Here is a 21,907-nt window from a genome sequence, read left to right on the forward strand (position 1 = left end):
GGCAAGGGGCGGAGCCGATCCGCCGCGCCGGCGGGCGGGCCGGAGCTGAAGCGGAGCGGCTCTGCACGACCGGGGATCGGATGTGACACAGATGGGGATGCGCGTGGCGCCAGGCGAGATGAGGAACAGGCGGATCGGCACGGTGGCCGCGGTGATGCTGGCCGCCACGACACTCGCCGGCTGCGGCGACATGGTCGGCGGCAGCGGCACCAGCATTTCAGGCATCACCCGAACCTACCAGCGCGGCTACGTGCTGGCCGAAGGCGCGCTGGATCAGGTGCCGGTGGGATCGAGCCAGGAGCAGGTGCTCCTCGTGCTGGGCACGCCCTCCACGGTCGCGACGCTGAACGGCGACGCCTTCTTCTATATCTCCCAGACCGCCCAGCGGGTCGCCTTCCTCAAGCCCGAGGTGACGGAGCAGAAGGTGCTGGCCGTCTATTTCGACAAGAACAAGCGCGTAACCCGCATCGCGCAATACGGTCTGAAGGACGGCAAGGTCTTCGACTTCGTCTCGCAGACGACGCCTACCAGCGGCGAGGAGCTGAGCCTCGTCCGCCAGATGATCGGCCTCATCACGTTCTGAGCGCCACGCTTTGCAGCCGTCGCCCTCCGGCTTGACCGGAGGGCCCATGCCACGACCGGGCACTGGCTCTCGGCGGAGAGATGGGTGCTCCGGTCAAGCCGGAGCACTACGGCGGTTGCTTGGCTGGCGCAGGGATGGACAGCGTTCCCCCGTTTCGCGCTCTTTCACCCGATCTCCGCCACTTATCCCCTCGCCGCCTCTTATCCCGCTGTCGCCCTCCGGCTTAACCGGAGGGCCCATGCCACGACCGGGCACTGGCTCTCGGCAGAGAGATGGGTGCTCCGGTCAGGCCGGAGCACACGGGGGATTGGAGATCGGTCCTCCGGCTTGACCGGAGGGCCCATGGGCCGGTCCGCGCCCCTTCAGGGGGCCGCGCGGGCGATGGCGAGGAAGTCGGCGGCTTTCAGGCTGGCCCCGCCCACCAGCGCGCCGTCCACATCCGCCGTCGCCAGCAGCGCCGCCGCATTGTCCGGTTTCACCGAACCGCCGTAGAGGATGCGGATGCCCTCTGCCTCGGCGCCGAAGCGCTCGGCGAGCAGGTGGCGGATGGCGCCGTGGATCTGCGCCACGTCGTCGGTGGTGGGGGTGCGGCCGGTGCCGATGGCCCAGATGGGCTCATATGCCACGACGAGGGTGTCGGCGGTCGCGCCGTCCGGCACCGACTGGCGGAGCTGGCGCGTGACCACGGCCGCGGCCTCGCCGGCGTCGCGCTCGTCCAGCGTCTCGCCGACGCAGACCACGGGCAAAAGGCCGGCGCGCCAGGCCGCCTTCACCTTGGCCTTGACCACGGCATCGCCCTCGCGGTGGTCGGCCCGGCGCTCGGAATGGCCGAGAATCACCGCCACGGCGCCGGCGTCCTTCAGCATTTCGGCGGCGACATCGCCGGTGTGGGCGCCGCTTTCGGCCGCGTGGCAGTCCTGGCCGCCGATCATCAGGCTGGTGCCGGCCACGTCGGCGGCGAAGGCGGCGATCAGCGTGAAAGGCGGGCAGAGCATCAGTTCGGCACCGACCCCGCCCATGCCCGCCGCCACCGCGCGCAGCTCCGCCTTCGCCTGACGCAGGCCATTCATCTTCCAATTGCCCGCGATCAGGGTGCGGCGCCGGGCCGGCATGGCATTCCTCCGATGTTGCTCTCGCTCTCAAGCTCACGTACCAGAGCCGCGCGCCGGCTGAAAAGGGGTGCGACCACGCGCCGTTGCGGGGCCACCGGCCCCTCCCTATGATGCGCGCCTTCCGCGCCGGCCTCCGGCGCCTCTTGAACGAATGAACGATGGTCCTTCAGACACTCCGCAAGGGCGCCTCCGGCTGGATCGCCAAGATTTTCCTCGTCGTCCTCACCCTCAGCTTCCTGGTGTGGGGAATCGCCGACGTGTTCCGCGGCATGGGCGCGAGCGCGGTGGCGAGCGTCGGCGGCACGGAGATATCCGCCCAGGCGTTCCGCCAGCAATATCTCGACCAGCTCCAGCAGATCAGCCGCCGGGCCGGCCGGGCGATCACGCCGGAGCAGGCGCGGGCCTTCGGCCTGGACCGGCAGATCCTCAACCAGATGATCGCCGACGCGACGCTGGATGCGGAGGCCGCCCGCCTCGCCCTCGCGGTGTCCGACGAGCAGATCGCCGCTGACATCGCCGCCAATCCGAGCTTCCGGCCGCAGGGGTCGAGCACCTTCGATCCGGCCTATTTCCAGCAGCTCCTGCGCTCGAACGGCCTGACCGAGCAGCGCTTCGTCGCCGCCGAGAAGCAGCGCGCCGTGCGCGACCAGCTGCTGCAGAGCCTCGGCGCCGGCGTCTCGGTGCCGCAGGTGCTGCTCGACGCCGTCACCCGCTTCGAGGGCGAGACGCGCAATGCCTCCTACGTGCGGGTGACGCCGGCGGCCGCCGGCACCCTCCCCGCCCCCACCGACGAGGCGCTCAAGACCTATTTCGACGCCCACAAGGTGGCATTCCGGGCACCTGAATACCGCAAGTTCACGGTTCTGGCCCTCACGCCGGCCGCCATCGCCGCCACCGAGACGGTGAGCGATGCCGAGGCGAAGGCCGATTATGACCGCACCCTGTCGCGCTACGGCACGCCGGAGCAGCGCGAGGTGCAGCAGATCGTCTTCACCAATCCTGCCGATGCCACTGCCGCCGATGAGAAGATCAAGGCCGGCGCCACGTTCGCCGACATCGCCGCGGCCCGCGGCCTGACCGCCAAGGACACCGACCTCGGACTCGTGGCACGTTCCGCCATCCTCGACCCGACCATCGCCGCGGCGGCCTTCTCGCTTCCGGAGGGCGCGGTGAGCGCACCCTTGGAAGGGCGCTTCGGCACCGTTCTCGTGCACGTCACCCGCATCGTCCCCGGCGCCCACAAGCCGTTCGAGGAGGTGAAGGACCAGATCGTCGCAGACCTCAAGCTCGACCGCGCCAAGCGCGCCCTGCTCGACATGCACGACAAAGTGGAAGACGAGCGCGCGTCCGGCTCCACCCTCGCCGAGACGGCGCAGAAGCTCGGCCTCAAGCTGACCACCTTCGACGCCGTCGACCGCTCCGGCCGCAACCCGGCCGGCGAGCCGGTGGAGGTCCCGGGCGGCAGCGAGGTCATCTCCGGCGCCTTCGCCGCCCAGCCGGGCGTCGAGACCGACACGGTGCAGCTGCCCCAGAGCGGCGGTTTCGTGTGGTACGAGACCAATGCCGTCACCCCCGCCCGCGAGCGCACCTTCGAGGAGGCCAAGGCCGCCGTCACCACCCGCTGGACCGAGGCGGAGACGGAGAAGGCCATCGAGGCCAAGGCCAAGGAGCTGCTGGACAAGGCTAAGTCCGGCACGGCTCTGGCCCAGGTTGCCGCCGAGGCGGACCTGCCGCTCCAGATCGCCGAGAACCTGCGTCGCGGCCGGGCGGAGGGCCCGTTCTCGGCCGAGAGCGTCGCCGCCGTGTTCGACGTGAAGGAAGGCGGCTTCGGCGTCGCCCTCGCCACCACCGAGCCGGACCGCATCGTGTTCGAGGTGACCAAGGTGACGGTGCCCGACGCCGCGCCCGACACCGCCCGCGTCGCCTCCGAGCTGTCGCGCCAGCTGGAGAACGACGTGCTGGTGCAATATGTCGCCGCCGTGCAGAACGAGCTGGGCGTCAAGATCAACGACAAGCTGTTCGCCCAGGCGGTCGGCGCCGGCGCGGCCAATTGAGGCGCGCGCCGTGAACGCCCCCACCGACTTCGAGCTGTTCGCCTCGCGCTATATGCGGGGCGAGGCGCAGGTGGTCACCACCACCCTCGTCGCGGACCTCGAGACCCCGGTCTCCGCCTTCCTCAAGCTCGCCGGCGACGCGCCGAACGCCTTTCTCCTCGAATCGGTGGAAGGCGGCCAGGCGCGCGGGCGCTATTCCATGATCGGGCTGAAGCCCGATCTCATCTTCCGCGCCTCCGGCGACAAGGCCGAGATCAACCGCTCGCCGGGCGTGGACAAGTCCGCTTTCGTCGCCTGCCCCGAGCCGCCCCTCGCCGCGCTGCGCGCGCTGCTGGCCGAATCCGCCATCGAGCTGCCCGAGGGCGCCCCGCCCATGGCGGCGGGGGTGTTCGGCTATCTCGGCTACGACATGGTCCGCCAGATGGAGCAGCTGGCGCCGGCCAAGGCCGACCCCATCGGCGTGCCCGAGGCCCTGCTCATCCGCCCCACCATCATGGTGGTGTTCGACGCGGTGAAGGACGAGCTCACCGCCGTCACCCCGGTGCGCGCCACCGCCGGCGTGCCCCCTCGCGCGGCGTGGGAGGCGGCGCTGGAGCGCCTCGACCAGGTGGTGGCGGACCTCGACCGCGCCATCGCCCACCCCGCGCCCGAGCCGTTCCACGGCGAGGTCTCGCAGGTCTCCAACACCGGCGCGGACGACTTCTGCGCCATGGTGGAGAAGGCGAAGGACTACATCCGCGCCGGCGACATCTTCCAGGTGGTGCTGTCCCAGCGCTTCGAGAGCGCCTTCACTTTGCCGCCCTTCGCCCTCTACCGCGCGCTGCGGCGGGTCAATCCGGCGCCCTTCCTGGTCTATCTGAATTTCGACGGCTTCTCGGTGGTGTGCTCCTCACCTGAGATCCTGGTGCGGCTACGCGGCGGCAAGGTCACGGTGCGGCCCATCGCCGGCACCCGCAAGCGCGGCTCAACCCATGCCGAGGACGAGGCGCTGGCCACCGAGCTTCTGGCCGATCCCAAGGAGCGGGCCGAGCATCTCATGCTGCTCGACCTCGGCCGCAACGACGCCGGCCGGGTCTCCCAGATGGGCACGGTGAAGGTGACGGATTCCTTCTTCATCGAGCGCTACAGCCAAGTGATGCACATCGTCTCCAACGTGGAGGGCACGCTGGACCGCCGCTTCGACGCCATCGACGCGCTGGCCGCGGGCTTTCCCGCCGGCACGGTCTCGGGCGCGCCGAAAGTGCGGGCCATGCAGATCATCGACGAGCTGGAGAAGGACAAGCGCGGCATCTATGCCGGCGCCATCGGCTATTTCGGGGCCAACGGCGAGATGGACACCTGCATCGTGCTGCGCACCGCCATCGTCAAGGACGGCCGCATGTATGTGCAGGCCGGCGCCGGCATCGTCTATGACAGCGTGCCGGAGAGCGAGCAGCAGGAATGCGTGAACAAGGCCAAGGCCCTGTTTCGCGCCGGCGAGGAGGCGGTGCGCTTCGCAGCACGCGCCGGGAAGGGGCAGTGAGGGGATGGAGATGACGCGTCGCGAGCGATGGTGAAGCTGGAGCAGCCTCGCGCCCCGGACGCATGCAGCGTCAGCGGAATGCGAGCCGGGGCCCAGCGCAGAGAGATCGCGCAGGCGCTTCTTGATCCAGCGCTCTTCGGTATCGCCCGCTTCGCGGTTGTCCCTGCGCTAGACCCCGGATCGACCCTCCAGCTTCGCTGGAGCTTGTCCGGGGAACCGCCTCGCGGCTTATCACCATTGACCGCCCGTCATCCCTCGCCTTAACACCCGCATTTCCCGCTCGAGCGGTGCGCGGGGCCGGAGTTCGAGATGTCCGCCACCAAGTCCCCCAAGGTCACGCTGATCGATAATTACGACAGCTTCACCTACAATCTCGTCCATTATCTGGGTGAGCTTGGCGCCACCGTCACCGTTCACCGCAACGACAAGGTGAGCGTCGCCGACGTGCTGGCCGAGAAGCCGGATGCGATCGTGCTGTCGCCCGGCCCCTGCACCCCCAACGAGGCCGGCATCTGCCTCGATCTCATCGCGCAGGTCGGGGACAAGGTGCCGCTCTTCGGCGTCTGCCTCGGCCACCAGGCCATCGGGCAGGTGTTCGGCGGCGACGTGGTGCGCGCCCCCACCCCCATGCACGGCAAGATGAGCGAGATCCTGCACGAGGGCCGCAGCGTCTTCCGCGGGCTGAACCATCCGTTCCAGGCGACGCGCTATCACTCCCTCATCGTCGAGCGGGAGACCCTGCCCGAACAGCTGGAGGTGACAGCCCACACCGCGGACGGGCTCATCATGGGCCTCGCCCACAAGAGCCTGCCCATCCACGGGGTCCAGTTCCATCCCGAGAGCATCGCCTCGGAGAACGGGCACGCCTTGCTGCGGAACTTCCTGGAGATTGCCGCCGCCTTCAACGCAGCCAGGAACGCGGATGCGAACAAAGCGGACGAGCATTAAGGCGGTCGAGAATTGACACGACGGCCCTCTCCCGCTTGCGGGCGAGGGTTGGGCAGGGGAAAAGAGGTCTCGACGCAAGCGCGGCGGTGGCCTTACGGCAGGCCCCCTCCCCGGCCCTCCCCCCGCGAGCGGGAGAGGGAGACAGCGCCAAGGGCCGAGGGCAGAAGATGGATCAGTTCAAACCGCTGCTGGGCAAGGTGGCGACCGGCGAGAGCCTCAGCCGCGACGAGGCGGCCTATGTGTTCGACGCCATGATGTCGGGCACGGCCACCCCCTCGCAGATGGGCGCCCTGCTCATGGGCCTGCGCGTGCGCGGCGAGACGGTGGACGAGATCGCCGGGGCGGTGTCGGTCATGCGCTCCAAGATGCTGCGGGTGGATGCGCCGGCGGAGGCGGTGGACGTGGTGGGCACCGGGGGTGATGCCTCCGGCTCCTACAACATTTCCACCTGCGCCAGCTTCATCGTTGCCGGGGCGGGCGTGCCGGTGGCCAAGCACGGCAACCGGGCGCTCTCCTCCAAGAGCGGCGCGGCGGACGTGCTGGCGGCGCTGGGGGTGCGGATCGACCTTGATCCCGCCGGCATCTCCCGCTGCATCGCCGAGGCCGGCATCGGCTTCATGTTCGCGCCCTCCCACCATCCGGCCATGAAGCATGTGGGGCCGACGCGGGTGGAGATGGGCACCCGCACCATCTTCAACCTGCTGGGTCCGCTCTCCAATCCGGCCGGGGTGAAGCGCCAGATGGTGGGTGTGTTCGCCAAGTCGTGGATCGTGCCCCTGGCCGAGGTGCTCAAGGCGCTCGGTTCGCAGAAGGCATTCGTGGTGCACGGCTCGGACGGGCTCGACGAGATCACCATCTCCGGCGGCACCGACATCGCGGTTCTGGAAGACGGGCGGATCCACACCTTCACCGTCTCCCCCGAGGACGTGGGTCTTTCCCGCGCGCCCTCCGAGGCGCTTAAGGGTGGCGACGCCGTGCACAATGCCCAAGCCTTGCGCGCCGTGCTGGACGGCGCGAGCGGACCCTATCGCGACGTGGCGGTGTTCAACGCCGCCGCGGCGCTGGTGGTGGCCGGCCGCGCCAAAGACCTCAAGGACGGCGTGGCGATGGCCCGCACGAGCCTCGACACCGGCTCCGCCCGCGCCCGGCTGGAGCATCTCGTCGCCATTTCCGGCAAGCTGGCGCCGGAGGCGGTGCGATGACCGACATTCTGAAGAAGATCGAGGCCTACAAGCGCGAGGAGATCGCCTGCGCCAAGCGCGCGCGGCCCCTCGCCGAGGTCGAGGCCGCGGCGCGCTGCGCCCCCCGCGTGCGCCCCTTCGCCGGTGCCATCGGGCAGGCCCACGCCGAGGGTCGCACTGCGCTCATCGCCGAGATCAAGAAGGCGAGCCCCTCCAAGGGTCTGATCCGCGCCGACTTCGATCCGCCGGAGCTCGCCCGCGCCTACCAGCGCGGCGGCGCCACCTGCCTGTCGGTGCTCACCGATACGCCCTCCTTCCAGGGTGCGCCGGACTTCCTGAAGAGCGCCCGCGCCGCCGTGAGCCTGCCGGTGCTGCGCAAGGACTTCATGTACGACACCTACCAGGTGGCCGAGGCCCGCGCCTGGGGGGCCGACTGCATCCTCATCATCATGGCCGGGGTGGACGACGCCCTCGCCGCCGACCTCGCCGCCGCGGCCGAGGCCTATGGCATCGACGCCATCGTCGAGGTTCATGACGACGCCGAGCTGGACCGGGCGCTGGCCCTGCCCTGCCGCCTCATCGGCATCAACAACCGCAACCTGCGCACCTTCGAGACCACGCTCGAAACCTCCGAGCGCCTCGCCCCCCGGGTGCCCAAGGACCGCATCGCCATCGGCGAGAGCGGCATCTTCACGCCGCAGGACGTGGCGCGGCTCGCCAAGGTGGGCATCGGCACCATCCTCGTGGGCGAGAGCCTGATGCGGCAGGAAGATGTCGCTTCCGCCACAAGCCAGCTGCTTGCCGGATAGGATTGCCCTATAGGTGAAGTTACGCCTTAATGCGTGAGGACGGCCCGCAGAGGCCGCACGCTCGGGAGGCGCTTCATGAGGACAACCCTGCTCGCCGGCATCGCCGCCGGCACCCTTCTCGCCGCGCCGGCGCTGGCGGCCGACCCCACCGGCCTGTGGCAGACGCCCACCCGCAACGGCCAGGTGGAAATCTCCAAATGCGGCGCGAACCTGTGCGGCCGCCTCGTCTCCTCCGACGGGATCAAGGCCGACCCCGCGCTGAAGGACGTGAACAATTCCAACACCGCCCTGCGCGGCCGCGCGCTGAAGGGCCTCACCATCCTCACCGGCTTCTCGGGCGGCCCCAAGGATTGGACCGGCGGCAGCATCTACAATGCGGAGGACGGACGGACCTATTCCGGCTCCATCACCCTCGACGGCGACAACACGCTGAAACTGCGCGGCTGCGTGGTCGCGCCTTTGTGCAAGACCCAGATTTGGACCCGCCTGCGCTGAGGCGGGCCAGGACCGCACAAGATGTCGCAGCCGCATTTCGATACCGTGCGGAGGGCGCGACTTGCAGAGGCGGCGGGGCCCATCGAAAATGCGCGCCGCCAGCCCTGCGAGGCCGGTCTCTCCCGGAGCATCCCCATGAGGTCCGTTGTTTTCGGTGCGGCGCTCGCCGTGGCCGGCCTGTTCTCCGCGCCCCTCCTCGCCGCCGACGCCACCGGCCTGTGGCTGACCCCCGTGGACGGCGGCCAGATCGAGATCACGCGTTGCGGCGCGAACCTGTGCGGCGCCATCGTCACGTCCAAGGACATCGAGGCCAATCCGGGCCTCACCGACGTGAAGAATTCCGACGCCGGCCTGCGCGGGCGCAAGCTGAAGGGCCTCACCATCCTCACCGGCTTCTCCGGCGGCCCCAAGGAATGGACCGGCGGCAAGGTCTACAATGCCGACGACGGCAAGACCTATTCCGGCACCATCACGCTGGAGAACGACACCACCCTGAAGCTGCGCGGCTGCGTGATCTATCCGCTCTGCGAAACCCAGACCTGGACACGCCTGCGCTGACGCGCGCGCCCGTTCGGTGGACAGGATGCGTCCGGGGCGCCATCTTCCGGGCGACCCGGACGATTCCAAGGCCCTCCCCCTTATGGCCATCCTGACCCATCTCGACGAACAGGGCGCCGCCCGCATGGTGGACGTGTCCGACAAGGCCGCGACCACCCGCGAGGCGCTGGCCGAGGGGCGGGTGGCCATGGCGCCGGAGACGCTGGAGCTGATCGTTTCCGGCAACGCCAAGAAAGGCGACGTGCTCGGGGCGGCGCGCCTCGCCGGCATCATGGCGGCGAAGCGCACCCACGAGCTCATTCCCCTGTGCCATCCTCTGCTGCTCACCAAGGTGGAGGTGGAGGTGGCACCCGACCCGGCCCTGCCGGGGCTTCATGTGACCGCCCGCGTGAAGGTCACCGGGCAGACCGGCGTGGAGATGGAGGCGCTCACTGCCGTCTCCGTCGCCTGCCTCACCATCTACGACATGGCCAAGGCCGCAGACCGTGGCATGCGAATCGAGGGCATCCGCCTGCTGGAGAAATCCGGCGGCCGGAGCGGCCTGTTCCGGGCCGAGTGATCGCGCCCGCGCCATGGAAGGACCTGCCACTGTGACTGCGCGCGTTTCGGGAGCAGCGCCATGGCGCTGATGAGCGTCGAGGAGGCGAGCGCCCTCATCACCCAGGGCGTCACCGCGCTGGGCACCGAGGAGGTGAGCGTCTCGGCCGCCGCCGGCCGCGTGCTGGCGCAGGACCTCGTCGCCCGCCGCACCCAGCCGCCGGCCGACATGTCGGCCATGGACGGCTATGCGGTGCGGTCCGCCGACATCGCCACCACGCCCTCGACCCTCACCGTCATCGGCGAATCGGCGGCCGGCCGGCCGTTCGGCGGTGCACTCGGGCCGGGACAGGCGGTGCGCATCTTCACCGGCGCGGTGGTGCCCGAGGGCGCCGACACGGTGGTGATCCAGGAGAACGTCGCCCGCACCGGCGACACCATCACCACCACCAGCCTCACCGCGGCATTGCGCAACGTGCGCAAGCGGGGCAGCGACTTCGCCGCCGGCACGCCGGGCCTCACAGCCGGGCGCCGGATGACCGGGCGGGACATGATGCTGGCGGCCGCCATGGACCATGCCGTGGTGCCCGTGGCGCGGCGCCCGCGCATGGCGCTCTTGCAGACCGGCGACGAGCTGGTCCTCCCCGGCCAGGGCACCGGCGCCGACAGCGAGATCGTCGTCTCCAATGCCTTCGGCCTCGCCGCCCTGGCGCGCCGGGCCGGGGCGGACGTCACCGACCTCGGCGTGCTGAAGGACGACCTCGCCACGATCCGCGCCACCATCGCGCGCGCCCTCTCGGGCGAGTTCGACATCGTGGTGTCGTCCGGTGGCGCCTCGGTGGGCGACCACGATCTGATGGCGCCGGCGCTGAAGGCGGAGGGCGTCGAGCTGTTCGTCCACAAGATCGCGCTGCGGCCCGGCAAGCCTCTGATGTTCGGCCATCGCGGCACGGTGCGGGTGCTGGGCCTGCCGGGCAATCCGGTGTCGTCCCACGTCTGCGGGATGATCTTCCTCGCGCCCCTCCTGCGCGCACTCCAGGGTGATGCGGCGCCTGGTCCCCTCACCGCGCCCGCCCGTCTGGCGGCCGAACTGCCCGCCAACGACGCGCGCCGCGACTTCATGCGCGCCAAGATCGAGCGCCGGCCGGACGGCTCGGTGCATGTGACGCCCTCGGCCTCGCAGGACAGCGCCATGCTGGGCATCCTCGCCGATGCCGACTGCCTTCTGGTGCGTCCGCCATATGCCCCCGCGGGCCGCGTCGGGGACCCGTGCGAGATCATTCCGTTCGACGATTGAGCCCCTTAACCCGCTGTTCACCCCTTGCGGAACACAAAAGGAACAGATAAAGACTGTTCATGATTTGTTTCGCGCCGCGCGGGCTGGGCCGTCGCGGAATGCGGCGCCGGCACAGGGGCGAGACGATGCTGACCCGGAAGCAATACGACCTGCTTCGCTTCATCCACGAGCGGCTCAAGGAAACCGGGGTGCCGCCCTCCTTCGACGAGATGAAGGAGGCGCTCGACCTGCGCTCCAAGTCCGGCATCCATCGCCTCATCACCGCCTTGGAAGAGCGCGGCTTCATCCGTCGCCTGCCCAACCGCGCCCGCGCGCTGGAAGTGGTCCGCCTGCCGGACAGCGTCGCGCCGGGTCTCGCCTCCGCCCGCTCGGCGGGGCGCGGATTTTCCCCCTCTGTCATCGAGGGCAGCCTCGGCAAGGTCCGCCCCATGGCGGACGACGAGGACACCGCCCCGGTGGTCGCGGTCCCCGTCATGGGCCGGATCGCCGCCGGCACGCCCATCTCGGCCATCCAGAGCCGCAGCCACACCCTCAACATCCCGCCCGAGATGCTCGGCTCCGGCGAGCACTTCGCCCTGGAAGTGCGCGGCGACAGCATGATCGAGGCCGGCATCCTCGACGGCGACACGGTGCTCATCCGCAAGTGCGACACGGCCGACACGGGCGACATCATCGTGGCGCTGGTGGACGACGAGGAGGCGACCCTCAAGCGTCTGCGCAAGAAGGGCGCCTCCATCGCCCTCGAGGCCGCAAACCCGGCCTATGAGACGCGCATCTTCGGCCCCGACCGGGTCCGCATCCAGGGCCGCCTCGTCGGCCTGATGCGGCGCTACTGACCCTCCCTTTCGCTCTCCCTCCCGGGAGACCGCAAACGGGGTGAGGGGCGCGGCGCATCCAGCTCAACGGGCGCCGGCTCCGCAACGGGCCATGCCCCTCACCCCGCCCGCTTTTGTCCTGCTGCCGCGTCGGCCGGGTCGGACCGGCCTGCGGTGCATCCCGCTGCCCGATCAGGGCGCGGCGGCATCCGCCTCGTGGTCGGGGGCCTCGCCTTCCGCCTCCAAAAGCGGCGGAACGGCAGCCATCCACGGGCGCTGGACCTCCGCGCGGCGGGTGGGTTCGGCCACCAGCCTGCCGTCCCTCAGCTGGAAGGCGAGGGCTCCGGTGCGCGCCAGCGTCTGCGGCGTCACCACCTCGGCTTCGCAGCGCGCGGGGGGTGCATCGCGGGCGACCAGGATGCGGGCGTTGAGGCAATCCGCCTCCAGGCTCTCCGCCTTGCGCGAGACGGCGATGGTGCCGCCGCCCGGCAGCGGCGCGACGCAGCCCAAGGGGTCGCAGGCGAAGGCGGCGGAGAGATCCTTGGCGTCGGCGGCGCGGCGGTCGCCCTCCCGCGTCAGCCATTGCTCCACCACCAGCCGCTGGCTTGAGGCGGCGAGCACGGATAGCTGGCCCTCCGCGGTGCGAACCGCCACCGTCTGCGCATCGGGTGCGATGAGGAGATCCGGCCGGGCCGGCGCACCCGCCAGCAGGGTGCCCAGAGCGAGGGGCGCCAGCGCCGCGAGGGTCAGCACGCCGCGAAGCAGACAGGCGGCGAGGAGCGCGAGGCTGAGGCAGGCGAGGGTCGCCGGGCCGATGAAGGCGGCGCGGGTATCGGCTCCCGGCAACGCCCCGACATGGTCCGACACCGCCACCATGATCTCGATGCCCCGCCCCATCACCGGCCAGGCCAGATGGTCCCAGCCGAACGGCATGAGCAGCACGCCGGCGAGCCCGGCCGGCATCACCAGGAACGAAACGGCCGGCATGGCCGCGAGATTGGCGATGAGGCCGTAGGGCGCGACGCGCTGGAAGTGGAAGATGCCGTAGGGCGCCGTCGCAAGCCCCGCCACCAGCGAGGTGAGCGCCGTTCCCCCCACCAGCGCGACGATCCACACCAGCGCCGCGCCGGCGAATCCGTCCGGCCGCGGCAGCGCCCGCAGCGGCTGGAGCCGCTCATAGGCGGCCACCAGCGCGAGGGTGGCGGCGAACGACATCTGCGTGCCGGGGTCGAGCACCGCCTCGGGCGTCAGCGCCAGCACCGCCACCGCGGCGACCCCCACCGAGCGCAGCGACAGCGCCGGACGGCCCGCCAGCACGCCGGCCAGCACCAGCGCTGTCATCACGAAGGAGCGCTGGGCCGGCACGTCGTTGCCCGAGAGCACCAGATAGAAGGCGCTGCCCGACAGGGCCACGAGCGCCGCGATGGACTTGATGGGCAGTCGCAGCGCCAGCCCCGGAACCAGGGCCAGCGCCGCCCGCGCGAGGGCGAACAGGGTGCCCGCCACCAGCGCCATGTGCAGCCCCGAGATGGAGAGGATGTGCGAGAGGCCCGACACCCGCATGCTCTCTTCCACCGCGGGAGGAATGCCCGCCCGATCCCCCGCCACCAGGGCCACGGCGATCTCCGCCGGCACGCCGGAAAGCGATGCCCGGATGCGGCGGGCGAGGGCATCGCGCACCGCATCGATGGCCATGGCTAGCCGCACCGACGCCGGCGGGGACGCCGAATCCGGCACCGCCTTCGGCCGCCCGAGGCCATAGCCGATGCCGCCGATGCCGCGGAACCACGGCGCGCGGCCGAAGTCATGGGCGCCCGGCATGGCCGGCCCCGAGGGCGGCAGCAGTTGCGCCAGCTGGGTCACCCGCGTGCCGACCGGCGGCGCCCAGCCCTTGCGCAGCGACAGGCGCACGAGAGCCGGCGCATCGTCGAAGCCGCGCACGGGCGTGCCGTCGAGCCGAAGCAGGATGCGGTCGCTGGTGGTGCGGTGCTCCACCCGCTCCACGAAGCCGGAGAGCCGCACGGGCGCGGTGGGCGGCATCACCACAGGATGCAGAATCAGCGCGGTGCGCACGCCCCCGGCGGCGAATCCCGCAGCTGCGGCGAACAGCGCCACCAGCAGGCCGAACGCCGCCGGCCGTGCCCGCGCCGCGAGCGCCCCTGCGCCGAGGGCGCTGGCCAGCAGCAGGCTCGCCGTGAGGGACGGCTCCTGCGCCGCGCCGAAGTAGAGCAGGATGCCGAGGGCGAATGCCGCGGGCAGCCACAGGATGAGCCGCCCCGATGCCGCCTCGGCCGCCAGATCACGCGCGATCCGCGCCCGGAGGGCGTCGAGGAGCTGATCGGCCCGCAGCGCAGGCAGCCGCGCGGCGGCCCGTGCCCCGCCGAGGACAGCGGCCCGCGCCGCGCCCCGCGCCCTGCTTCGCGCGCCCCGCTCTTCGCTCATGCCGCCCCGGCCGGGCGCCCGCGGCGCCGGCCTTCCCCCGTGTTTCCCTGTGTCCCGCGCCTATGCTACACGGGCGCCTCCCGCGCGCCATGTGGTCCTGAGCGTACCGCACGGCCCTGCCTGCCCGCGCCCCGCCGAGTTCCTCATGTCGCAGATCGTCACCCGCTTCGCCCCCTCCCCCACCGGCTTCCTGCACATCGGCGGCGCACGCACGGCGCTGTTCAACTGGCTGTATGCCCGCCACACCGGCGGCAAGATGCTGCTGCGCATCGAGGACACCGACCGCCAGCGCTCCACCAAGGAGGCGATCGAGGCCATCCTCGACGGCCTCTCCTGGCTGGGCATCGATTGGGATGGCGATCCCATCTACCAGTTCGCGCGGGCGGAGCGGCATCAGGCCGCGGTGGCGGAGATGCTGGCGAAGGGCAATGCCTATCGCTGCTACGCCACGCCCCAGGAGCTGGACGAAATGCGCGAGCTGGCCCGCAAGGAGGGCCGCCCGCCGCGCTATGACGGCCGCTGGCGCGACCGCGACCCCTCCGAGGCGCCGGCCGATCGCGCGCCCGTCATCCGCCTGCGCGCCCCGCAGGAGGGCGAGACGGTGATCGACGACATGGTGCAGGGCAACGTCACCTTCCCCAACAAGGATCTCGACGACCTCGTCCTGCTGCGCTCGGACGGCACGCCCACCTACATGCTGGCGGTGGTGGTGGACGACCACGACATGGGCGTCACCCACATCATCCGCGGCGACGACCACCTCACCAATGCCGCGCGCCAGACCCAGATCTACCGGGCGCTCGGGTGGGAGGTGCCGCGCATGGCGCACATCCCGCTCATCCACGGGCCGGACGGCGCCAAGCTCTCCAAGCGCCACGGCGCGCTGGGCGTCGATGCCTATCGCGACATGGGTTATCTGCCGGCCGCGCTGCGCAACTATCTGGTCCGCCTCGGCTGGAGCCATGGCGACCAGGAGGTGTTCTCGACGCAGGAGATGGTCGACTTCTTCGATCTCGGCAAGGTCGGCCGCTCGGCCGCCCGCTTCGACTTCGCCAAGCTCGAGAGCCTCAACGGCCTGTACATGCGCGCGGCCAGCGACGCCGATCTGCTCGCCGCCATCGACGCGCTGGTGCCGCACCTGCCGGATGCGGAGCATCGCCTCGCGCGCATGACGCCGGAACGCCGCGCCCAGCTCGCCGCCGCCATGCCGGGCCTGAAGGAGCGCGCCAAGACCGTGGTGGAGCTGCTCGACAGCGCAGAATACATCTTCGCCGAGCGTCCCCTGGCCGTGGACGAAAAGGCGGCCGCCCTGCTCTCGCCGGAGGGCCGGGCCCACCTCGGCCGGCTCCTGCCGCTGCTCGAAGCGGCGGAGTGGTCCGCAGCCGCCACCGAGGAGACGGTGCGGCGCTATGCCGAGGCCCAGGGCGTGAAGCTCGGCGCGGTGGCCCAGCCGCTGCGCGCGGCTCTCACCGGAAAGACCACCTCGCCGCCCATCTTCGACGTGCTGGCGGTGCTCGGCCGGGCGGAGAGCCTCGCGCGCCTGAAGGACCAGGCGGCGTGACGGACGCGCCGGCGGCCGTGCTGGAGCTGGATTTGAAGGGCCTGAAATGCCCCATGCCGGCGCTGCGCACGCGCAAGGCGCTGGCGGCGGCGCCGGCCGGCACGCGGCTCGTCGTCACCTGCACCGACCCCATGGCGGTGATCGACATTCCCCATCTGGCGCACGAGACCGGCGCGATCCTGGAAGACCGCACGGTGGAGGCGGGCCTCCTGACCTTCGTGATCCGCAAGCCGGCTTAGCCGGCTTACTCGCCTCAGGCCGGCGGCGCCGCCGCTTCCTCAGGTCGCCAGCGGCAGCGCCCGCTCCACCAGCCGCACCCAATAGGACGCGCCGTAGGGAATGGCCGCATCGGCGAAATCGTACTGCGGATGGTGCAGGCCGGCCGACGGGCCGTTGCCGATGAAGATGTAGGCGCCGGGCTTCTCTTCCAGCATGTAGGCGAAATCCTCCGCCGCCATCAGCGGCGGGGCGGCAGCGTCCACCTCGGCGGCGCCGGCCACTTCCCGCGCCACCTCCGCGGCGAACGCCACCTGGTCGGCATGGTTGCTGGTGACGGGATAACCTTCCTTGAAGCTCACCGTGGCGGTGGCGCCATACGCTGCGGCGACGCCTTCCGCCACCTGGCGGATGCGCTCGCGCAGCTGCTTGCGGATGGTCTGGTCGAGGGTGCGGGCGGTGCCCACCAGCGTCGCCGTGGGCGGCAGCACATTGTCCGCCTCGCCGGCGTGGAACATGGCGATTGAGACCACCGCCGCCTCCAGCGGATCCACATTGCGCGCGACGATCTGCTGTAGCGCCATGACGATGGCGGAGCCGGTGAGCACCACGTCCACGCCCTGGTTGGGCCGCGCCGCATGGGCGCCGCGCCCGTCCACCACGATCTCGATATGGTCCGCCGAGGCCATGATGCCGCCCGGCCGCATGGCGAAGCGCCCCACGTCCAGGCCCGGCAGATTGTGCATGCCGTACACCTCGCGCACGGGGAAGCGGGCGAACAGGCCGTCGTCCATCATGGCCTTTGCGCCGGCGCCACCCTCTTCCGCCGGCTGGAAGATGAGCACCGCGGTGCCCGAGAAGGCGCGTGTCTCCGCGAGATGCTGCGCCGCGCCGAGCAGCATGGCGGTGTGGCCGTCATGCCCGCAGGCGTGCATGGTCCCGGGGGTCAGCGAGGCGTATTCCGCGCCGGTGCGCTCCAGGATGGGCAGGGCGTCCATGTCGGCGCGCAGGCCGATCATCGGCCCCTCGCCGCGCCCGCGCACGACGGCGACGACGCCGGTGCGTCCCACGCCCGTCACCACCTCGTCGCAGCCGAAAGCGCGCAGCTTCTCGGCGACGGCGGCGCCGGTGCGTTCGAGGTCGTACATGAGCTCGGGGTGGCGGTGGAAATCCTGACGCCACGCCGCAATCTCGTCGGCGCGGGCAGCGATGTGATTATTGACCGGCATGGCAATTCCAGGGGCAAGGACGGCGCCATGGTGGGCAAGCGCGGCCGGCGGGTCAATGGCCGCGCTGCACCGCGGAACGGCGTGAAATGCCGGGACATTGCATCCCCGCGGGCCGCGGCGGCCTTGACCCTGCCCTCATGGCATCCTAACCACACCCTCAAGTGAGCCCGTAGCTCAGCCGGTAGAGCACGTGACTTTTAATCATGGGGTCTCGGGTTCGAATCCCGACGGGCTCACCACTCACGTCCAGCAGCGCTCAGCCTGACCTCGCATCGGCCACCGTGGGTCGTTGCGGCCTGCTCGTTGTTTGGCGGGCCAGAGGCCGGCGGTGGGTGACCCCGCCCTCTCCGCGAGGCACCCTCACCCCCCTGTGACGAAGCGGTCCAGCTTGCCCAGGGTCTGCTGGCCGAGCTCGATGGCACCGAAGCCCTTGGCGGTCTGGAATTCCGCGGCGGTGCTGAAGACCATGCCGAGGGTGACCTTCGTCGCGCCGTCCAGCTCATCGAAGCTCACCCAGGCGTCCGCGTGCTTGGGGCCGTTCTCGCCCCAGTGCAGGCTGTAGTCGACCCGCTCCTCGGGCAGGACCACGTGATAGCGATGGTGGTTGGGGTAGACGGTGCCGTCCGGTCCGATCATGTCGAACACCCATTCGCCGCCCGTCCTTAGCGCGATGCGTTGCGTGCGGCATGAGAAGCCGTCCGGCCCCCACCATTGGGGCAGGGTCTCCTCGTTCAGCCACGCGCCCCACACGAGGCTGCGCGGCGCCCGTATCACCCGCTCGATCAGCATGGTGCGCTCGGCCACCGCCGCGAGATGGGCCAGTCCCGCGTCGAACCCCTGCCGGTAGCCCGCCGCCATGTCAGGCGCCTTTTCCTGCGCCAGGGATGACAGCTGCACCGTCACCACCACCCGGCTGCGCCCGCCGTCGCCGGAAAAGTCCGCCGTCACCAGCGCCGCCGACCGGGCGACGCCTTCTGACGAGACGAGCTCGTAGATCACGCTGCGCACGCCCGGCTCCAGCGCCAGCCAGCCGCACTCGCAGCGGATGTCCGCCTCGCCAGCCACCTTGCACAGGGACACCTCGCGGCCGCCCACCTTCGGGTCGGATTCCAAAAACTCCACGGTGACCGAAGGCGTGGGCGCGGCCCAAACCGCCCGCGCGGCGGGGACGGTCCAGGCCTGCCACAGGACCGACGCCGGAGCCCCGACCTCCCGCGCGAAGGTCAGCGTGGCGAAGCGGCCGTCCGACTCCCCGTGCGGCGGGTGGACGAGGGCGGCGGGCTGCTCGTTCATGCTCATTGTCCACGTTCCTTCATCACGTTCATCACGAATGCGTCGAGCCGGTCGAGCCGGGCTTCCCAGATGGCGCGCTGCTCATCGAGCCATGTGCGCGCGGGAAGCAGCGCCTCCGGCACGAGTGCGCAGGTGCGCACCCGCCCGTCTTTGGACGTGGCGATCAGACCCGCCTCCTCCAGCACGTCGAGGTGCCGCATCACGGTGGGCAGCCGCAGCCCCGTGGGGCCGGCGAGGTCCGTCACCGTCGCCGGACCGTCCGCCAGGCGCGTCAGCATCGCCCGCCTGGTGGGATCGGCGAAGGCGTGGAAGAGCTGCGAAAGCTCGGCGTCATGCTTAGCCATATGGCTAACTATAGGCACAAGCACTACGGCTGCAAGAGAAACTTCGTCAGATGGCTAAGTGTTGGGTGCATGCCAGGACAAGACCACGTGGCAACTTCGACCGCGCTCTCCCACAAGGCGACGCAGCCCCATCCCTCGCAAAGGGCGGATGCGTCACTTCTGCTTGCGGCTGACGATCTCCGCCACCCGGCGGCTGAACTGCCCGACCTCGAACGGCTTGGAGATGATGCCCATGCCGTGGTCGAGGAACTGCGCCTGATCGGCAGCCTTCTGGCTGTAGCCGGTCATGAAGAGCACCGGCAGGTCCGGCCGCCCTTCCCGGGCCATGTCGGCCAATTGCCGACCGTTGAGCCCCGGCAGGCCCACGTCGCTGATCATCAGATCGAAATGCTGGGGGGAGTTGAGGATCGCCAGAGCCTCGCGCCCGTCCGGTGCCTCCACCGTGATGTACCCCAGCTCGTGGAGCAGCTGAACGACGAGCAGGCGCACACCCACGTCGTCCTCGACCACCAGAACGGTCTCGCCGCTGCCCTGGACGGTGACGGGCGGACTGGACAGCTCGACCTTCGGCTGCTCCCCCACGTCCCGCGGCAGAAAGAGGCGGATCGCCGTGCCGCGCCCTTCGCTGCTCTCGATGGTCACATGCCCGCGGGACTGCTGGACGAAGCCGTAGATCATCGAGAGGCCGAGCCCGGTCCCCTGGCCTACGGGCTTGGTGGTGTAGAAGGGGTCGAACACCTTGGCGAGCACGTCGGGTGGCATGCCGGTGCCGGTGTCCTCGACCCTGATCTCCACATAGTCGCCCGCCTCGGCGCGGTCGCTGGCCAACAGATCTGCCTCGAACAGGTGGGTGTTGCGCGCAGTGATGCTCAGCGTACCGCCCTCCGGCATGGCGTCGCGGGCATTGATCGCGAGGTTGAGAATGGCGCTTTCCAGCTGGTTCTCGTCGGCGACGGCGCGCCACAGATGCGGGTCGATTTCCACGGTCAGCAGGGTCTGCTCACCGAGGGTCCGGCGCAGAAGATCGTCGATGGAGGCGAGCAGGACGCTCACGTCGATGGGCCGGCTGTCCAGCGTCTGCTGCCGGGAAAAGGCGAGGAGACGATGGATCAGCGCAGCTGCGCGCTGCCCCGAATGCGTCACCGCCTCAAGGATGCGGTCCACATCATCGACCTTGCCCTGCCCGATGCGCCGGCGCACCATCTCGATGCCCCCGAGGATGCCGGTAAGCATGTTGTTGAAGTCGTGGGCGAGGCCGCCTGTCAGCTGACCCACCGCCTCCATCTTCTGGCTCTGGCGCAACTGCTCCTCCAGCGCCTTGCGCTGGGTCACGTCGCGGCCGATGCCGTAGACGGTGTCGCCCTCGGGCATCGCGGTCCAGTTGATCCAGCGATAGGTCCCGTCCTTGGCGCGCATGCGGCAGTCGAAGTCGGCCGACGCCTCGCGGGCGGTGCGCGCGGCCGTCTGGGCAGCGATGAGGTGGCGATCGTCCGGGTGAACGAAGGCATCCGGGCGCAGGCCGACGATCTCCGCCTCGGTATAGCCGAGCACGGTGGCCCAGGCCGGGTTGACCGCGCGATAGAGGCCGTCCGGGCCGACCACCTGCAGCAGGTCGCGCGACAGCCGCCACACCCGGTCGCGCTCCTCGGTGCGCGCGGCGACACGGAGCTCCAAGGTCTCCGCGAGCAGCCGGAGCTGCTCTTCGGAGCGCTTGATGGTGGTGATGTCGTAGATCACGCCGATGAAACGGATGCCGCCCGCCTCGCCGGGGCGGTATTCGCCGCGGGAGATCAACCAGCGCTCTTCGCCCGTGTCGGCGCGCCGCACGCGCGTCTCCTGCGACATCGGGCCGAGCTTGAGGCGGTCGTCGTGGGCCTGGACCAGCAGCGGGTCGTCGGGATGCACCAGCGCGTTGATGGTGCGGATCGGCAGGCTGCTCGTCGGCTGGAGGCCGAGCAGGAAACAGAACTGCTCCGACACCTCTGCCGTGCCGAAGCCGCTCAGATATTCATACGAGCCGACGCCGCCGGCGGTCTGCGCGATGCGCAGCTGCTCCTCGACGCGCTTCTGGTCGGTGATGTCCGCCAGCACGCCCGAGAAGCGCACGGGGCGATCCTCCGCATCCAGGTAGGTGCGGCCGCGGGCCGAGACCCAGTGCACCTTGCCCTCCGTCACCACGCGAAAGTCGCGGGCGAACACCTCGGCGCCGTTCAGCGCGGCGGCAACGGCGATCCGCAGCCGCAGCCGGTCCTCCTCGTGCACGGGGGCGAAGAATTCGGATACCGGCAGACCTTGCGCCGCCGCCGCCGGATCGAGACCGTAGAGATTGGCGAATCGCACATCGGCGAAGAAGACGCCGGACGCGATGTCCCATTCCCACGCGCCGGCCGCCCCGGCGATGGCCTGCGCCACCCTGAGGCGCTCCCGCGCTTCCGCCAGCTTCATCCGGCTGAGGCGTAATTCCTCCGCGACCGAGGCATCCGCATGTTCGCCACTCACGTCGGTGTGGGTGCCCAGGCGGAACATCGCCGCCCCGCTGGCGTCGCGCAGCGGCGTGATGCTGACGCGGTTCCAGAATGAGCTGCCGTCACGGCGACGGTTGAGAAGATCCACCACCACCGGCGCATTGGCGTCCAGCGCCGCAGCGATCTCGGCGACGGCGGTGGGGTCGGTTTCTTCTGTCTGAAGGAAGCGGGAGTTGCGCCCGAGAACCTCGGCGATGGCGTAGCCGCTCAGGGCCTCGAAGGCGGCATTGGCATAGATGATGGGATCGTCGGCCAGCCGCGGGTTGGTCACCACCACGGCGGTGCCGGTCGCGGCCATGGCCGCGAACAGTGGCCCGGCGAGCGCACGCAGCTCATCCAGGGCGGCCTTGGCCGCGTCGGGATCCGCTCGACCGATCTTGCTCATG

At 70.5% G+C, this 21,907-nt stretch carries 19 protein-coding genes and 1 tRNA gene; 14 read left to right on the top strand and 6 right to left on the bottom strand.

Annotated elements, in window-relative coordinates:
* Positions 1 to 118: 118 nt before the first annotated feature.
* Positions 119 to 583, top strand: coding sequence for an outer membrane protein assembly factor BamE (locus ABLE93_RS07445; RefSeq protein ID WP_348839017.1), 465 nt, complete (start codon positions 119 to 121; stop codon positions 581 to 583).
* Positions 584 to 945: 362 nt separating this feature from the next.
* Here the strand turns inward: ABLE93_RS07445 and tpiA are convergent, their stop codons facing one another.
* A complete protein-coding gene (gene tpiA / locus ABLE93_RS07450) occupies positions 946 to 1,695 on the bottom strand; it encodes a triose-phosphate isomerase (protein WP_348839018.1) in 750 nt (249 codons plus the stop codon).
* Between the two features lie 158 nt (positions 1,696 to 1,853).
* On the opposite strand from tpiA, the gene ABLE93_RS07455 reads away from it, so the two are divergent.
* From ABLE93_RS07455 to lexA, 10 genes are all read left to right on the top strand, one after another.
* Complete coding sequence (locus tag ABLE93_RS07455) at positions 1,854 to 3,749, top strand: peptidylprolyl isomerase (RefSeq protein WP_348839019.1); 1,896 nt, start codon at positions 1,854 to 1,856, stop codon at positions 3,747 to 3,749.
* Between the two features lie 52 nt (positions 3,750 to 3,801).
* Positions 3,802 to 5,271 (top strand): anthranilate synthase component I, encoded by a 1,470-nt coding sequence (trpE, locus tag ABLE93_RS07460; protein ID WP_348839353.1) that lies wholly within the window; start codon positions 3,802 to 3,804, stop codon positions 5,269 to 5,271.
* Positions 5,272 to 5,580: 309 nt separating this feature from the next.
* Positions 5,581 to 6,219 carry an anthranilate synthase component II gene (locus ABLE93_RS07465; protein ID WP_348839020.1) on the top strand — a complete coding sequence of 213 codons (639 nt, stop codon included), beginning with the start codon at positions 5,581 to 5,583 and terminating at the stop codon, positions 6,217 to 6,219.
* Positions 6,220 to 6,386: 167 nt separating this feature from the next.
* On the top strand, positions 6,387 to 7,421 hold the full coding sequence (trpD, locus tag ABLE93_RS07470; protein WP_348839021.1) for an anthranilate phosphoribosyltransferase: 1,035 nt from the start codon (positions 6,387 to 6,389) through the stop codon (positions 7,419 to 7,421).
* Complete coding sequence (trpC, locus tag ABLE93_RS07475) at positions 7,418 to 8,209, top strand: indole-3-glycerol phosphate synthase TrpC (RefSeq protein ID WP_348839022.1); 792 nt, start codon at positions 7,418 to 7,420, stop codon at positions 8,207 to 8,209. The genes trpD and trpC overlap by 4 nt, the downstream gene beginning before the upstream one ends.
* Positions 8,210 to 8,284: 75 nt before the next feature.
* Entirely contained in the window at positions 8,285 to 8,704 is a 420-nt protein-coding gene (locus ABLE93_RS07480; RefSeq protein WP_348839023.1) for a DUF2147 domain-containing protein, read from the top strand.
* A gap of 135 nt (positions 8,705 to 8,839) precedes the next feature.
* Entirely contained in the window at positions 8,840 to 9,262 is a 423-nt protein-coding gene (locus ABLE93_RS07485) for a DUF2147 domain-containing protein (RefSeq protein ID WP_348839024.1), read from the top strand.
* A gap of 82 nt (positions 9,263 to 9,344) precedes the next feature.
* Positions 9,345 to 9,821 carry a cyclic pyranopterin monophosphate synthase MoaC gene (gene moaC, locus ABLE93_RS07490; protein ID WP_348839025.1) on the top strand — a complete coding sequence of 159 codons (477 nt, stop codon included), beginning with the start codon at positions 9,345 to 9,347 and terminating at the stop codon, positions 9,819 to 9,821.
* Positions 9,822 to 9,881: 60 nt separating this feature from the next.
* Positions 9,882 to 11,096: a molybdopterin molybdotransferase MoeA gene (locus tag ABLE93_RS07495; RefSeq protein WP_348839027.1), complete on the top strand. Its 1,215-nt coding sequence runs from the start codon at positions 9,882 to 9,884 to the stop codon at positions 11,094 to 11,096.
* A 125-nt stretch (positions 11,097 to 11,221) separates the two neighbouring features.
* Positions 11,222 to 11,932, top strand: coding sequence for a transcriptional repressor LexA (gene lexA / locus ABLE93_RS07500; protein ID WP_348839029.1), 711 nt, complete (start codon positions 11,222 to 11,224; stop codon positions 11,930 to 11,932).
* A 171-nt stretch (positions 11,933 to 12,103) separates the two neighbouring features.
* On the opposite strand, the gene ABLE93_RS07505 is transcribed toward lexA, so the two are convergent.
* On the bottom strand, positions 12,104 to 14,353 hold the full coding sequence (locus tag ABLE93_RS07505) for a ComEC/Rec2 family competence protein (RefSeq protein ID WP_348839030.1): 2,250 nt from the start codon (positions 14,351 to 14,353) through the stop codon (positions 12,104 to 12,106).
* Between the two features lie 145 nt (positions 14,354 to 14,498).
* Here ABLE93_RS07505 and gltX point away from each other — a divergent pair, with 145 nt between their 5' ends.
* Positions 14,499 to 15,914, top strand: a complete 1,416-nt coding sequence (gltX, locus tag ABLE93_RS07510) for a glutamate--tRNA ligase (protein WP_348839032.1) — start codon at positions 14,499 to 14,501, stop codon at positions 15,912 to 15,914.
* A complete protein-coding gene (locus ABLE93_RS07515) occupies positions 15,911 to 16,153 on the top strand; it encodes a sulfurtransferase TusA family protein (RefSeq protein ID WP_348839033.1) in 243 nt (80 codons plus the stop codon). The genes gltX and ABLE93_RS07515 overlap by 4 nt, the downstream gene beginning before the upstream one ends.
* Positions 16,154 to 16,192: 39 nt before the next feature.
* Here the strand turns inward: ABLE93_RS07515 and ABLE93_RS07520 are convergent, their stop codons facing one another.
* Positions 16,193 to 17,359 (bottom strand): M20 aminoacylase family protein, encoded by a 1,167-nt coding sequence (locus ABLE93_RS07520; RefSeq protein WP_348839034.1) that lies wholly within the window; start codon positions 17,357 to 17,359, stop codon positions 16,193 to 16,195.
* 163 nt (positions 17,360 to 17,522) lie between these two features.
* Between ABLE93_RS07520 and ABLE93_RS07525 the strand changes: the two genes are divergently transcribed.
* Positions 17,523 to 17,598 (top strand) — tRNA-Lys (locus tag ABLE93_RS07525).
* A gap of 121 nt (positions 17,599 to 17,719) precedes the next feature.
* Here the strand turns inward: ABLE93_RS07525 and ABLE93_RS07530 are convergent.
* The 3 genes from ABLE93_RS07530 to ABLE93_RS07540 all read right to left on the bottom strand — a co-directional run bounded on the left by ABLE93_RS07530 (position 17,720) and on the right by ABLE93_RS07540 (position 21,906).
* Complete coding sequence (locus ABLE93_RS07530; protein ID WP_510182988.1) at positions 17,720 to 18,658, bottom strand: SRPBCC family protein; 939 nt, start codon at positions 18,656 to 18,658, stop codon at positions 17,720 to 17,722.
* Complete coding sequence (locus ABLE93_RS07535; RefSeq protein WP_348839036.1) at positions 18,655 to 18,996, bottom strand: ArsR/SmtB family transcription factor; 342 nt, start codon at positions 18,994 to 18,996, stop codon at positions 18,655 to 18,657. The genes ABLE93_RS07530 and ABLE93_RS07535 overlap by 4 nt, the downstream gene beginning before the upstream one ends.
* Positions 18,997 to 19,149: 153 nt before the next feature.
* A complete protein-coding gene (locus ABLE93_RS07540; RefSeq protein WP_348839037.1) occupies positions 19,150 to 21,906 on the bottom strand; it encodes a PAS domain-containing protein in 2,757 nt (918 codons plus the stop codon).
* Between the last annotated feature and the right edge of the window lies 1 nt (position 21,907).

Origin of the sequence: Xanthobacter pollutisoli (assembly GCF_040044995.1) — a bacterium.
In the GTDB taxonomy this organism is placed as follows: domain Bacteria; phylum Pseudomonadota; class Alphaproteobacteria; order Rhizobiales; family Xanthobacteraceae; genus Xanthobacter.

Bases quoted from the DNA above. Each gene is read 5' to 3' on its own strand.
- tpiA (WP_348839018.1), bottom strand. From the start codon at position 1,695: ATGCCGGCCCGGCGCCGCACCCTGATCGCGGGCAATTGGAAGATGAAT.
- ABLE93_RS07505 (WP_348839030.1), bottom strand. From the start codon at position 14,353: ATGAGCGAAGAGCGGGGCGCGCGAAGCAGGGCGCGGGGCGCGGCGCGG.
- ABLE93_RS07480 (WP_348839023.1), top strand. From the start codon at position 8,285: ATGAGGACAACCCTGCTCGCCGGCATCGCCGCCGGCACCCTTCTCGCC.
- ABLE93_RS07485 (WP_348839024.1), top strand. From the start codon at position 8,840: ATGAGGTCCGTTGTTTTCGGTGCGGCGCTCGCCGTGGCCGGCCTGTTC.
- gltX (WP_348839032.1), top strand. From the start codon at position 14,499: ATGTCGCAGATCGTCACCCGCTTCGCCCCCTCCCCCACCGGCTTCCTG.
- trpD (WP_348839021.1), top strand. From the start codon at position 6,387: ATGGATCAGTTCAAACCGCTGCTGGGCAAGGTGGCGACCGGCGAGAGC.
- ABLE93_RS07445 (WP_348839017.1), top strand. From the start codon at position 119: ATGAGGAACAGGCGGATCGGCACGGTGGCCGCGGTGATGCTGGCCGCC.
- ABLE93_RS07455 (WP_348839019.1), top strand. From the start codon at position 1,854: ATGGTCCTTCAGACACTCCGCAAGGGCGCCTCCGGCTGGATCGCCAAG.
- lexA (WP_348839029.1), top strand. From the start codon at position 11,222: ATGCTGACCCGGAAGCAATACGACCTGCTTCGCTTCATCCACGAGCGG.
- ABLE93_RS07535 (WP_348839036.1), bottom strand. From the start codon at position 18,996: ATGGCTAAGCATGACGCCGAGCTTTCGCAGCTCTTCCACGCCTTCGCC.
- ABLE93_RS07540 (WP_348839037.1), bottom strand. From the start codon at position 21,906: ATGAGCAAGATCGGTCGAGCGGATCCCGACGCGGCCAAGGCCGCCCTG.
- trpE (WP_348839353.1), top strand. From the start codon at position 3,802: ATGCGGGGCGAGGCGCAGGTGGTCACCACCACCCTCGTCGCGGACCTC.
- ABLE93_RS07495 (WP_348839027.1), top strand. From the start codon at position 9,882: ATGGCGCTGATGAGCGTCGAGGAGGCGAGCGCCCTCATCACCCAGGGC.
- ABLE93_RS07465 (WP_348839020.1), top strand. From the start codon at position 5,581: ATGTCCGCCACCAAGTCCCCCAAGGTCACGCTGATCGATAATTACGAC.
- moaC (WP_348839025.1), top strand. From the start codon at position 9,345: ATGGCCATCCTGACCCATCTCGACGAACAGGGCGCCGCCCGCATGGTG.
- trpC (WP_348839022.1), top strand. From the start codon at position 7,418: ATGACCGACATTCTGAAGAAGATCGAGGCCTACAAGCGCGAGGAGATC.
- ABLE93_RS07520 (WP_348839034.1), bottom strand. From the start codon at position 17,359: ATGCCGGTCAATAATCACATCGCTGCCCGCGCCGACGAGATTGCGGCG.
- ABLE93_RS07530 (WP_510182988.1), bottom strand. From the start codon at position 18,658: ATGAGCATGAACGAGCAGCCCGCCGCCCTCGTCCACCCGCCGCACGGG.